The following is a 12379-nucleotide window of genomic DNA, read 5'->3' on the forward strand; positions in this document are numbered from 1 at the left end:
GGCGGTTTACCTTTTTTCGTTATTTCCCGCGGTCGCCGCGGGCGCGCTCGGCGCGGCCCGCTCGACCGGTTTGATTTTCTGGCCGGGGGCCAACTGCGCGGCGTTTTCCACCACCACGCGCTCGCCGCCTTTCAGCCCCTCTGTGACGACCCAGTTCGGGCCCAGCAGCCGGTGCGCGGCCACCGGCACGCTGCGCAGCTCGCCGTCGTCGCCGGCCACCAGCAGGTGCGCGCCATCGGCGTTGCGCAGCAGGGCGTTGCGCGGCACCAGGAAAGTGTCGCGGTTGACCGCCTGCTCCAGCCGCACCCGCACGTACATGCCCGGCAGCAGTTCGCGCCCCGGGTTGTCGAACAGCGCGCGCATGGTCACGTTGTCGGTGCCGGGATCGACCGCCAGGTCGGCGAACGACAACGTGCCGCCCTGGCCGTACTCGGAGCCGTCCGGCAGCAGCAGGCGCACCCGCATCTTGTCTGGCGCGACGCCTTGCAGGGCGCCGGCGCGGATCTGTTTCTGCAACTGCATGACTTCGGCGGCGGGCTGCGAGAAATTGACGTAGATCGGGTCGAGCTGCTGCACCACCGTCAGCGGCGTGGCCTGGCCTTCGCCCACCAGCGCGCCCTCGGTGACCAGGGCGCGGCGCGCGCGGCCATCGATCGGGGAGGTGACCCGGGCGTATTCCAGCCGCAGCCTGGCGCTTTGCAGGTTGGCCTTGGCCAGGGCCACCTCGGCGCGGGCCTGGCGCTCCTCGGCCACGCTCTCGGCGTGGTCGCGTTCGCTGATGGCGCGGTCCGACACCAGGTCGGCATAGCGGCGCAGCTTGTCGGCGGCGGCGGACAGGTTGGCCTGGGCGCGCGCCAGCGAGGCCGCCTCGGAATCGTAGGCGGCCTGCAGCGGCGCCGGATCGATCTGAAAGAGCGGCGTGCCGCGCGTCACTTCCTGGCCTTCTTCATACAGGCGGCGGGTGACGATGCCGGCCACGCGGGCGCGGACCTCGGCTTCGCGGTAGGGCTCCAACCGGCCGGGCAGCTCGCTGGCGACGGCGGTGGGCGTGGCCCTGGCCACGATGACGCCGACTTCGGCGGGGGCCTTGGCGGCTTCGGGCGTTTCCTGCTTCGAGCATGCGGAAACAAGAACCAGTACGGAGGCGAATGCGAGCGTTCTGAGGGGAACTCGGTGCGTCATTTCTAAAAATTATTGTGAGGCGCCCGTTGCGGGCGAGAGCGGGAGAATCGCGGGTTTTCCCTGTGGGGTCCGCAGTCTATCATTTAATCCGTCATGCTTGATTAATTGTTTTGTTCGAAAGTATGCTGGCGGCTGCATACTTCTTTACAGTGCGCAGACGGCGGCCCCCGCAAGGCGGGCCGCCGTTTTCATGTCCCCCCTTCAACCCTTTTTCCACAAGGAGATCCCTGTATGGCCCGCAAGACGAAAGAAGAATCCCAACGCACCCGCGACCGCATCCTGGACGCCGCCGAACACGTGTTCCTGTCCAAGGGCGTGGCCAGCACCACCATGAGCGATATCGCCGATTTCGCGGGCGTGTCCCGGGGCGCCGTCTACGGCCATTACAAGAACAAGATCGATGTCTGCATCGCCATGTGCGACCGGGCCCTGGGGGAAGCGGTGTCGCTGACCCGCGTGTCGACCGACGGCGAGGCGCTGGAAGCGCTTTACGCGTCGATGCGCCAATACGTGCAGATCTACGCCGAGGAAGGCTCGGTTCAGCGCGTGCTGGAAATCCTCTACCTGAAATGCGAGCGCAGCGACGAGAACGCGCCCCTCCTGCGCCGTCGCGACCTGTGGGAGCGCCACGCCCTGCGCACGTCCGAGAAACTGCTGCGCGCCGCCGTCAGCCGCGAAGACCTGCCGCCCGCCCTGGACGTGCGCCTGTCCAATGTCTACCTGCATTCCCTGATCGAAGGCGTGTTCGGCACTATCTGCTGGTCCGATCGCCTCAAGGGCGATATCTGGCCGCGCGTCGAGCGCATGCTCCGCGCCGCCATCGATACGCTGCGGCTGTCGCCGCAACTGCGGTTGCCGCAGGCCGCCTGATCGCAGGCCGCCTGATCCTACAATCGGGGCATGACCCTCAAGCAACTCGAAGCCTTCTATTGGGCCGCCACCTGCGCCAGTTTCGCCGTGGCGGCCGAGCGGCTGCACCTGTCGGTGTCATCGCTGTCCAAGCGCATCGTCGAGCTCGAGGACGCGCTGGGCCGGCCGTTGTTCGACCGCAGCGGCCACAAGGCGGTCCTGACCGACGCCGGCCAGCGGCTGCTGCCGCAAGCGCGCGAACTGCTGGCGGCGGCCGACGGCATCCGCGCTTCGCTGGCCGAAGCCCCGGGACTGCGCGGCCGTTGCCGTTTCGGCGTGGGCGAACTGACCGCGCTGACCTGGCTGCCGCGCCTGATCGGCGTGGTCCGCGCCGCCTATCCCGACCTGGTGCTGGAGCCCTATGTGGATATCGGCCAGGTGCTGGAGCAGCGGGTAGCCGACGGCGAACTGGATTTCGCCGTCATCGCCGGGCGTTCCTCGCGCCCCAACATCGCATCCGCGCCGATCGGGGAGGCTGCGTTCGCCTGGGCCGCGGCGCCTGCCGCGCTGGCGGGCGCGACCCGCATGTCGCCCGGCCTGCTGGCCCGGCTGCCGCTGGTGACCCTGCCGGCGGGCGCGGGCACCACCCGCATCGTGGACGATTGGCTGGCCGGACGCGACGTGGCCGGCGAGCGGCTCTGCTGCAACAACTGGGGCGCCATCGCCGGCCTGCTGATCGAGGGCACCGGGGTGGGACTGCTGCCCAGCCATTGGGCGCGGGCGTTGCAGGACGAGGGCAGCCTGCGGGTGCTCGATTGCGATCCGGCGCCAGCGGCATTGCCGTATTCCTTTCAGTATCGCCGCGACGACACCCGGCCGCTGGTGGGCAAACTGCGGGAATCCGTGCTGGCGGCGGTCGACTTCTCGGCGCCTTGCCGCCTGCCTTGAGACCGCGGGGCCGGCGGCGGCGCGCGGGCGACCTGTCCGCAAGGCGGTCGCCGCGGGCGCGTTTGGACGGCTGACTGCCCGCGCTCTATACAATCGTGGCGCGCCTGGCGCAGAATCCAAACAAGAACGTGCGCAACGGGGGGATGGGCCCGGCGATGCAGCACGGCTCGGGGTCTGTTCCCTCACCGCCGGGCGGCGCGCCGTCCGGCGCGGGGGGAAGCAGGCCGCCTGAATCGACGGAGATCATTCATGCGTAAACTCTGCCTCGCCATGGCCATGGCGGGAATGCTGGCCAGCGGGCTGGCCCAAGCCCAGTCGACCCTGCGGGTCGGCCTGCAGGACGACCCGGACGTGCTCGATCCGACCCGCGCCCGCACCTTTGTCGGCCGCATCGTGTTTGCCTCGCTGTGCGACAAGCTGGTCGACATCACGCCGGACCTGAAGTTCGTGCCGCAGTTGGCGCAGTCCTGGAGCACCAGCCCGGACAACAAGACGCTGACCTTCAAGCTGCGCACCGATGCCGTGTTCCATGACGGCACGCCGATCGACGCCGCCGCGGTCAAGGCCAACCTGGATCGCGCCCGCACGCTGCCCGACAGCAACCGCAAGAGCGAGCTGGCCACCGTGGCCAGCGTCGACGCGCCCGACGCCAGCACCGTGGTGCTGCACCTGTCCGAGCCCGACGCCTCGCTGTTGTCGCAGTTGTCCGACCGCGCCGGCATGATGATCTCGCCCGCCTCGTTCGACAAGGATCCCGGCGGCAAGCCGGTGTGCTCGGGCCCGTACCAGTTCAAGGAACGGGTGCAGAACGACCGCATCGTGCTGGAGAAATTTCCCAAGTATTGGGACGCCGCCAATTACCACTTCGACCGAGTGGTGTTCACGCCGATCCCCGACAACACCGTGCGCCTGAACAATCTGCGCGCCGGCGACCTCGACATCATCGAGCGCGTGGCGCCCAGCGACGTCAAGGCGGTCAAGGACGACGCCAATCTGCGCCTGGCCCCGGTCACCGGCCTGGGCTTCCAGTCGATCTCGGTCAACCTGGGCAACGGCGCCCGCGCCAACAACCCGCTGGCCAAGGACAAGCGGGTGCGCCAGGCGCTCGACCTGGCCATCGACCGCGACGTGCTCAACCAGGTCATCGGCGAAGGCCAGTACCAGCCGGCCTACCAGCCGTTCCCGCCGGCCAGCTTCGCCTACAACAAGTCGTTCGAGCACGCCGGCCGCGATCCCAGGAAGGCCCAGGCCCTGCTCAAGGAAGCGGGCTTCGACCGCGTCAAGTTCGAGATCACCTTCGGCAACAACACCACCATGCAGCAGGTGTTCGAGCTGGTGCAGGCCATGGGCGCCGAGGCCGGCTTCGACATTACCCTGCGTCCGGTGGAGTTTGCCTCGCTGCAATCATCGCTGGCCCGCGGTGACTTCGAAGTCGGGCAGAGCGGCTGGTCCGGCCGCGTCGATCCCAGCGGCAACATCCACCAGTACCTGAGTTGCAAGGGCAACCTGAACGACGGCAAGTTCTGCGATCCCCAGGCCGACAAGCTGCTCAACGAGGCCCGCGCCGAGCCGGACACGGCCAAGCGCCGCGCCCTGTACGACCAGGTGCTGTCGGTGATGCAGGACCAGCGTCCCATCGTCTACCTGTTCTACCTGCCGTGGACCTTCGGCACGCAGAAGAAGCTGGAAGGCTTCGTGCCGTATCCCGATGGCCTGATCCGCCTGAAGGGCGTCACCCTGGCCGGGAAGTAGCATCGAGCCAGATACGGGACCCGGTTGAGGGTCCCGTTTTTACTTGTCTCTCGCGGCCGCCGGCCTCGCGCCGTCCGCAACAGGATCGCATCATGATGTTTACGACTCGCCCGGAAATCCTCGGCACCTTTGGTGTCGTGACCTCCACCCATTGGCTGGCCAGCTCGGCCGGCATGTCGCTGCTGGAGCGCGGCGGCAACGCCTTCGACGCCTGTGTCGCCTCCGCCTTCGTGCTGCAGGTGGTCGAGCCCCACCTGGTCGGCCCGGCCGGCGAAGTGCCGGCGGTGTTCTATTCCGCCCGCACCGGCCGCCTCGAAGTGCTGTGCGGCCAGGGCACCACGCCCGCCGCCGCCACGCTCGAGCGCTACCGCGCCGAAGGCCTCGGTCTGATCCCCGGCAACGGCCTGCTGGCCACCGTGATCCCCGGCGCGTTCGACGCCTGGATGCAGTTGCTGCGCGACCACGGCACGATGCGCGTGCGCGACGTGCTGGAACCGGCCATCTACTACGCGGAGCACGGCCACGCGCTGATGCCGCGCATCTCCAACACCATCGCCGGCCTGAAGGACTTCTTCCAGGCCCACTGGCCCACCACCGCGCAGGTCTACCTGCCCGGCGGCAACGTGCCCGAGGCCCGCAAGCTGTTCCGCAACCCGGCGCTGGCCGCCACCTGGACCCGCGTGCTGCGGGAAGCGGAACAGGCCGGCGGCGACCGCGAGCGCCAGATCGAGGCCGCCCGCGACGCCTTCTACCGCGGCTTCGTGGCCGAGGCCATCGACAAGTTCGCGCGCGGCACCGAGGTCATGGACGAGAGCGGCCAGTGCCATCGGGGTGTGATCACCGCCGACGACCTGGCCGGCTGGTCCGCCAGCTACGACCAGCCCGCCACCTATGACTACCACGGCTACACCGTGGCCAAGGCAGGCGCCTGGAGCCAGGGGCCGGTGTTCCTGCAGACCCTGGCGCTGCTCAAGGAGATGGACCTGGCCGGCGTCGGCCCGACCAGCGCCGAGTTCGTGCACCGCGTCACCGAGGCCATGAAGCTGGCCTTCGCCGACCGCGAGGCCTACTACGGCGATCCCGCCTTCGTCGATGTGCCGCTGGCCCAATTGCTGTCGGACGACTACAACGACGCGCGCCGCGCGCTCATCGGCGAGCAGGCCTCGCAGGACCTGCGGCCCGGCGTGATTGCCGGCTTCGAGGCGCAGGTGGCGCGGGTGATGGACACGCTGCAGCGCCTGTCCAAGGTGTCGGCCCCCGGCAGCGCGACCAACGAACCGACGCTGGCCGACATGCGCGCCTCGGTCAAGCGCGGCGACACCACCCACGTCGACGTCATCGACCGCTGGGGCAACATGATCTCGGCCACGCCGTCGGGCGGCTGGTTCCAGTCCTCGCCGGTGATCCCGGAACTGGGTTTCGGCCTGAACACCCGCGCCCAGATGTTCTGGCTGGAAGAGGGACTGCCGGGCACGCTGGCGCCGGGCAAGCGCCCGCGCACCACGCTGACGCCGTCGCTGGCGCTGCGCGAGGGCCGGCCCTATCTGGCGTTTGGCACGCCGGGCGGCGATCAGCAGGAACAATGGCAACTGCTGTTCTTCCTGCGCCACGCGCACCACGGCCTGAACCTGCAGGAAGCCATCGACCTGCCGATGTCGCACACCATGCATTTCCCCACCTCGTTCTACCCGCGCGATCGCAAGCCGGGGCACCTGGCGGTGGAAAGCGGCTTCGGCGCCGAGACCATCGCCGCGCTGCGCGCCCGCGGGCACCACATCGAGGAAGTCCCGCAGTGGTCGGTTGGCCGCCTGACCGCCGCTTCGCGCGACGCCGACGGCCTGCTGCACGCGGCCGCCACGCCGCGCCTGATGCAGGCCTACGCGGTCGGCCGCTGAGCCGCGTGCCGGCGCGTCCGACAGGCGCGCGCCGGCACGGTTGCGGCGATTTGCCGCCATGGGCTATCTTTTGTCCATGACGCCTATCCAGCAGAGCCCGGCGAACGGGGCTCGTCCCCTCGCGGGACACGAACCTCTCTTCATCGTCCTGAACACCGGCTCCGGGCGCGGCGACGCGCAAGTGCTGCAGGACATCATCCGCCGCGTGCTCGACGAGGCCGGCCGGCGCTACCAGTTGATGCCAATCGACGATCCATCGCGCCTGGTCGACACCGCCCGCGAGGCCGTGGCCCTGGCGCGCGAGGCTGGCGGCATCGTGGTCGCGGCCGGCGGCGACGGCACGCTCAACGCCGTCGCCGGCCAGGTGCTGGGGCAGGGCGTGCCGTTCGGCATCCTGCCGCAAGGCACCTTCAATTACTTCGGCCGCCGCTACGGCATCTCGCAGGACACCGAAGCCGCGCTGCGCGGCCTGCTGGGCGGCGAGCTGCGGCCGGTGCAGGTCGGCCTGCTCAATGGCCGCCTTTTCCTGGTCAACGCCAGCCTGGGGCTCTATCCGCAACTGCTGGAAGATCGCGAGGCCTACAAGCAGCGTTTCGGCCGCAGCCGCCTGGTGGCGCTCTGGTCCGGGCTGGTGACGCTGCTGCGCGCGCCGCGCCAGCTCAGCCTGCGGCTCGAGTACGAAGGCCGGACGCGCGATCTGCGTTCGCCGACGCTGGTGGTCGGCAACAACCGCCTGCAACTGGAGCACATCGGCATAGACCCCTCCGAACTCGATCGCAACCGCCTGGTGGCCATGGCCGCCCGGCCGGTGGGCACGCTGGCGCTCTATGGCCTGCTGTTGCGCGGCCTGTTCAGCCGCTTGGGCGAGGCCGAGCATGTGGTCAGTTTCGCCTTCGACCGCCTGAGGGTCTCGATTCGCGGGCGCCGCCGCGTCAAGGTCGCCATGGACGGCGAGATATCCTGGATGGACACGCCCCTGGAATTCAAGGTGTCCGATACGCCGCTGCCGCTGGTGGTGCCGGTCGACGCCGAAGAGGAGCGCCCATGACGCGCATCCTGCAATTGTCGGACACCCACTTCGGCACCGAACGCAAGCCGGTGGTCGAGGCCGCGCTGGACCTGGCGCGCGCGCTCGCGCCGGACCTGGTGGTGATCAGCGGCGACATCACCCAGCGCGCCCGCCGCGGCCAGTTCGCCGCCGCCCGCAAGTTCATCGAGCGCCTGTCGCTGCCGGTGCTGGCGGTCCCTGGCAACCATGACATTCCGCTGTTCAATGTGTTCGCGCGCGCGCTCAACCCCTACGGCAACTACAAGCGGGCGCTCGGCGCCGTGCTCGAACCGGTCTATGAAACCGCCGGCCTGCTGGCCATCGGCGTCAACACCACGCGGCCCCGCCGCCGCAAGGATGGCGAGATCTCCGACGCGCAGATCGCGCGCGTGGCGCAGCGGCTGCGCCAGGCCCGGCCCGGCCAGTTGCGGGTGGTGGTGGCGCATCACCCGGTGCGCGCCAAGGTCGAGTCCGATCGCTTCAACCTGCTGATCGGCCGCGAGCGCGCGCTGGCGGCCTGGGCCCAGGCCGGAGTCGACCTGATCCTCGGCGGGCACATCCATCTGCCCTACGTGCTGCCCGCCAGCGCCGACCCGGGCGTCATGGCCGGCTGGGCGGTCCAGGCCGGCACCGCGTGCTCGCGCCGGGTGCGCGGCAACATCCCCAATTCGGTCAATGTGATCACGCGCGAGGGCGAGGGCGAGACCCGGGTCTGCCACGTCGAGCGCTGGGACTACGCCGCTGGCGCCCATGCCTTCGCGCCGGTCGACAAGACCCTGGTGGCGGGGTAGGGCGTGGCAACGGGAATCGGGACGGAGTGGGCGCCATGATCGACGCCGGGGCGGCATGGGTTTCGTTCCACGCGCTGTCGTTGTTTCTGCTTTTGCCTTTGGGCGCGGCGCTCGTGGCGGTGGCGCTGGCGCGCGCCTGCATGCGGGCCCGGCCCGCCACGCGCCTGGCGGCGGGCGCGGGCGCCGTGGCGTTGGCCGGCGCGCTGTTCCTGGGGCTGGCCTTCGCCGTCACGCGGCAGGGGGCGGTGGTGGAATTCGACAGCGCCCTCGCCGCAGCGCTCAGCATGTCGCTGGGCGATTCCCTGCTGTGGCTGCTGTCCTGGTTCACCACACTGGGCGACCGGAATGTGCTGACGGTATTCGCAGTCCTGATGACCCTCGCGCTGCTGGCGCGCCGCCAGTGGGAATTGGCGGCCTTCTGCGCGGCCGCCACGGGCGGCGGCGGCCTCATCAACCGCCTCCTCAAGCAGGGTTTCGAACGCGTGCGGCCCGAGCATGATCATGGTTTCGCCACCGCCTTCGGTTGGAGCTTTCCCAGTGGCCATGCCTCGGCCGCCATGGCGGTGTACGGGGCCGCCTGCTATCTGGCCTGGCGCCTGGCGCCCGCATCCTGGCGGTTGCCGGCAGCGGCCCTGGCGGCGGCGCTGGTGATGGCGATCGGCCTGAGCCGCGTGCTGCTGCAGGTGCATTTCGCCAGCGACGTGGTGGCGGGCTTCGCCGTCAGCTTCGCCTGGCTGGCGTTGTGCGTGGCCGCGGCCGAACGCCTGGGCGGCTCAGCGCGGCGCGATCAAGGCCTCCAATAGCCGCGCATCCGGCCCGCCGCCGGCCGTTGGCCGCAGCGGCGCGCAGGCGTAGCGGCCGCCGGCGGTGGCGATCGCCTGGTCCAGCCGGCGCGCCCGCTCGGGCGGCGGCGGCTCCAGGTCCACGATCAGCTTGCCGGCCACGGGCGCGGTGACCTCGCCGTCGCTGAAGCGCTCAAGGGTCCGGTCGATTTCACGTTCGCGCGGCAGGGCCAGCACGATGGTGTCGGACTCCGCCAGCGCTTCGCGCGCCGAGGTCGCCAGGGTGGCGCTGCCGCGGAAGTCCTCGCAACGGTCCGGGTCGATGTCGTAGACGGTCAGGGCGATGTCCGGCTCGGCCGCGAGCAGGCGCCGCGCCGCCTGCGTGCCGGTGCGGCCCATGCCGACGATGCTGATGCGCAGGCTCATGGCTTCGGCACCGACCAGGTGCTGACGATATGGGCCAGCGGCTCATCCGAACCCGCGGCGGTCAGGATGACCTCGCCCGCGGACAGGCGGCCCACCTTGAGCAGCCGCGCCTCGGCGTGGATTGCGCCGGCCGGGCTCTTGCGCAGGAAGTTGATGGTCAGGCTGGCCGTGACCGCGTGGACCTGGCCAGTGGCGCCGACCACCGCCGCATACATGGCCAGGTCGGCCAGCCCCATCAGCATCGGGCCGGCGACGATGCCGCCGAGCCGCTGGTGGCTGTCGCGCGCGGGCAGCACGGCCAGCGCGGTGCCGCGGCCGATGCGCTGCACTTCGATCCCCAACAGTAGCGAAAACGGATGTTGCTCGGCCAGCAGCAGCCGGAAATCGGCCAGGCTGATCAGCGGCGCGTCGGTGTCGGCGCAGGGCAGGGTCGTGGCGGTCATCGTTGTTCCAGGGCGTGGCAGTAGTGATCCAGCAGGACGTCGGCCTGCTGGCCCAGCGATTTCAGGCGGCGGGTGTGCAATAGCAGAAGCAGCCCGATCAGGTAGGTGAAGACATTCATCTGCTCGACCTGCACTGCCTCGGCCGTCCAGGACTTGGTGCGGGCCAGGGCCTGGCCAAGCACGTCGACGCACAGCCGCAGCCGGCCGTTGAGCCGTTCGTCCATGTCGCGCCCCAGCCCGCGCGGCCCCAGCCCCTGGAACAGGTACAGCCCCAGCGAGAAATCGGTGCGGCGCTCGGCGTAGTAGCCGAAGAAAGCCTGGATGGCCTGGCGCGCGGCGGACGCGGGCGCGCCGCCGGAGGTCGCGCCCAGCAGATGGGTGTGCAGGCGCTGCAGCGATTCGTCCAGCAGGGCGCCGTACAACGCCTCCTTGCCCGCGAACCAGGGGTAGATCGCGCCGGTGGTGCAGCCGGCCTCCTTGGCGATGGCGCGCAGCGTGGTCTTTTCCAGCCCGTCGCGCTCGAATACCCGCTGGGCGGCGTCCAGGATCATCTGCCGGCGCAGCGCGCTCAGGCGTTCATTGCGGTCGCTGCGAGGAGTGACGGTGGTCATGGCCAAGGAAGCGAAGGGGTGACTATGTTGCGAAATAATATCGCTGCTTTATTTAAATAACAACGTTATCCAAGCTGACGGCGCCAATGTGGGGGAGGCCGCCCGGGCAGACCGGGAAGCGGTCTTGCCGAAGAGGTTATTCGGTCTGGAAAGACATATGAAAGAAACCCGACGCGATCCCTTCATTTATTAGGGCCAGGGCTGAAAGTCGCATGGATACGTGGTCATTCGCAAAACGCAGGGTTAGCCCTATGGGGAGTTGGTCTGATGTTGCAATATCCCAACAGGGCTGTCGCAAACCTGCACTTTTCTGGTGTCGACCATAGCCAGCCCCCCCGATTTTTGATGCAATAGCGTCAACTTCCCTTCGCGGAGTTAGGGGGGCGGCAGGCTGGTTTGCTGGATTGCTGCTCTTGTCACTCAAATCAACGGAGATTTCTTAAATGAAAAAGACTCTGCTCGCTGCCGCCCTGCTCGCCGGTTTCGCCGGTGTCGCCCAGGCAGAAACGTCTGTCACCCTGTACGGCATCATCGACACGGGTATCGGCTACAACAAGATCAGCGGTGCTGGCGATGCCAAGAACGGCAGCAAGATCGGCATGATCAATGGCGTCCAGAACGGTTCGCGCTGGGGTCTGCGTGGTTCGGAAGATCTGGGTGACGGCCTGCGCGCTGTTTTCCAACTGGAATCGGGTTTCGACTCGGGTAACGGCAAGTCGGGCCAAAACGGCCGTCTGTTCGGCCGTCAAGCCACCGTCGGTCTGGCCAGCGACAGCTGGGGTCAACTGGACTTCGGTCGCCAAACCAACATCGCGTCGAAGTACTTCGGCTCGATCGATCCGTTCGGCGCCGGCTTCAACGTCGCCAACATCGGTACCGGCATGAGCGCTGCCAACACGCAACGCTACGACAACATGGTCATGTACCAAACCCCGTCGTTCAGCGGCTTCCAGTTCGGCGTTGGCTACTCGTTCAGCGCTGACGAAGGCAATGCCGACAGCTCGACCAAGGCTGACCCGGCTCGCGTTGGCTTCAAGACCGCCGACAACGTCCGTGCCATCACGACCGGCCTGCGCTACGTCAATGGTCCCCTGAACGTCGCTCTGTCGTACGACCAACTGAACGCTTCGCACAACCAAGCTCAAGGTGAAGTCGACGCGACGCCCCGTTCGTACATGATCGGCGGTTCGTATGACTTCGAAGTGGTCAAGCTGGCCCTGGCCTACGCTCGCACCACCGACGGCTGGTTCGCCACGTCCAACCCGGCCGGCGCTTCGGGCTCGATTACCGTTGACGGTACGTCGCGCAAGCTGGGCTTCGGTGCCAACCAGTTCGCTGATGGCTTCAAGGCCAACTCCTACCTGCTGGGTCTGTCGGCTCCGATCGGCGGCGCTTCGAGCCTGTTCGGTTCGTGGCAGCGCGTTGACCCGTCGAACAACAAGCTGACTGGCGACGATGCCACGATGAACGTGTTCTCGGCCGGCTACACCTACGACCTGTCCAAGCGTACCAACCTGTACGCCTACGGTTCGTACTCGAAGAACTACGCGTTCAACGACGGCGTCAAGGCGACCGCTGTTGGCGTGGGCCTGCGTCACCGCTTCTAATCGAAAGCAGGGCGCAAGTCCTGCCTAGATTCTTAGTGCATGAGC

Annotated in this window: 12 protein-coding genes; 8 read left to right on the plus strand and 4 right to left on the minus strand. The window is 68.4% G+C overall.

What is annotated here, in order from left to right:
* Window positions 1-6 precede the first annotated feature (6 nt).
* Window positions 7-1182, minus strand: a complete 1176-nt coding sequence (gene axyX / locus ACUDCK_RS05990; protein WP_054501613.1) for a multidrug efflux RND transporter periplasmic adaptor subunit AxyX — start codon at window positions 1180-1182, stop codon at window positions 7-9.
* 231 nt (window positions 1183-1413) lie between these two features.
* Between axyX and axyZ the strand changes: the two genes are divergently transcribed.
* The 7 genes from axyZ (at window position 1414) to ACUDCK_RS06025 (ending at window position 9268) form a co-directional block, all read left to right on the plus strand.
* Window positions 1414-2052 (plus strand): multidrug efflux transcriptional repressor AxyZ, encoded by a 639-nt coding sequence (axyZ, locus tag ACUDCK_RS05995; protein WP_054501612.1) that lies wholly within the window; start codon window positions 1414-1416, stop codon window positions 2050-2052.
* A gap of 30 nt (window positions 2053-2082) precedes the next feature.
* Window positions 2083-2979, plus strand: a complete 897-nt coding sequence (locus tag ACUDCK_RS06000) for a LysR family transcriptional regulator (RefSeq protein WP_054501611.1) — start codon at window positions 2083-2085, stop codon at window positions 2977-2979.
* A 249-nt stretch (window positions 2980-3228) separates the two neighbouring features.
* Entirely contained in the window at window positions 3229-4731 is a 1503-nt protein-coding gene (locus tag ACUDCK_RS06005; protein ID WP_054501610.1) for an ABC transporter substrate-binding protein, read from the plus strand.
* A 95-nt stretch (window positions 4732-4826) separates the two neighbouring features.
* Window positions 4827-6626, plus strand: a complete 1800-nt coding sequence (locus tag ACUDCK_RS06010; RefSeq protein WP_175167775.1) for a gamma-glutamyltransferase family protein — start codon at window positions 4827-4829, stop codon at window positions 6624-6626.
* A gap of 76 nt (window positions 6627-6702) precedes the next feature.
* Window positions 6703-7674 carry a diacylglycerol/lipid kinase family protein gene (locus ACUDCK_RS06015; protein ID WP_054501951.1) on the plus strand — a complete coding sequence of 324 codons (972 nt, stop codon included), beginning with the start codon at window positions 6703-6705 and terminating at the stop codon, window positions 7672-7674.
* Window positions 7671-8465, plus strand: a complete 795-nt coding sequence (locus ACUDCK_RS06020; RefSeq protein ID WP_054501609.1) for a metallophosphoesterase family protein — start codon at window positions 7671-7673, stop codon at window positions 8463-8465. Before ACUDCK_RS06015 ends, ACUDCK_RS06020 begins: the two co-directional genes overlap by 4 nt.
* 35 nt (window positions 8466-8500) lie before the next feature.
* On the plus strand, window positions 8501-9268 hold the full coding sequence (locus ACUDCK_RS06025; protein WP_175167718.1) for a phosphatase PAP2 family protein: 768 nt from the start codon (window positions 8501-8503) through the stop codon (window positions 9266-9268).
* Here ACUDCK_RS06025 and ACUDCK_RS06030 read toward each other — a convergent pair.
* From ACUDCK_RS06030 to ACUDCK_RS06040, 3 genes are read right to left on the minus strand one after another with little or no spacing between them, the layout of a single operon-like run.
* Window positions 9239-9673, minus strand: a complete 435-nt coding sequence (locus ACUDCK_RS06030) for an NAD(P)-binding domain-containing protein (RefSeq protein ID WP_116792029.1) — start codon at window positions 9671-9673, stop codon at window positions 9239-9241. The two genes, ACUDCK_RS06025 and ACUDCK_RS06030, sit on opposite strands and share 30 nt — an antisense overlap.
* Complete coding sequence (locus ACUDCK_RS06035) at window positions 9670-10116, minus strand: PaaI family thioesterase (protein WP_175167717.1); 447 nt, start codon at window positions 10114-10116, stop codon at window positions 9670-9672. Before ACUDCK_RS06035 ends, ACUDCK_RS06030 begins: the two co-directional genes overlap by 4 nt.
* Window positions 10113-10727, minus strand: a complete 615-nt coding sequence (locus tag ACUDCK_RS06040) for a TetR/AcrR family transcriptional regulator (RefSeq protein WP_054501606.1) — start codon at window positions 10725-10727, stop codon at window positions 10113-10115. The genes ACUDCK_RS06035 and ACUDCK_RS06040 overlap by 4 nt, the downstream gene beginning before the upstream one ends.
* 443 nt (window positions 10728-11170) lie before the next feature.
* Here ACUDCK_RS06040 and ACUDCK_RS06045 point away from each other — a divergent pair, with 443 nt between their 5' ends.
* Window positions 11171-12334: a porin gene (locus ACUDCK_RS06045; RefSeq protein WP_175167716.1), complete on the plus strand. Its 1164-nt coding sequence runs from the start codon at window positions 11171-11173 to the stop codon at window positions 12332-12334.
* Window positions 12335-12379 lie beyond the last annotated feature (45 nt).

The organism is Achromobacter sp. CF-sbj1-Ac2-l, from assembly GCF_052698165.1.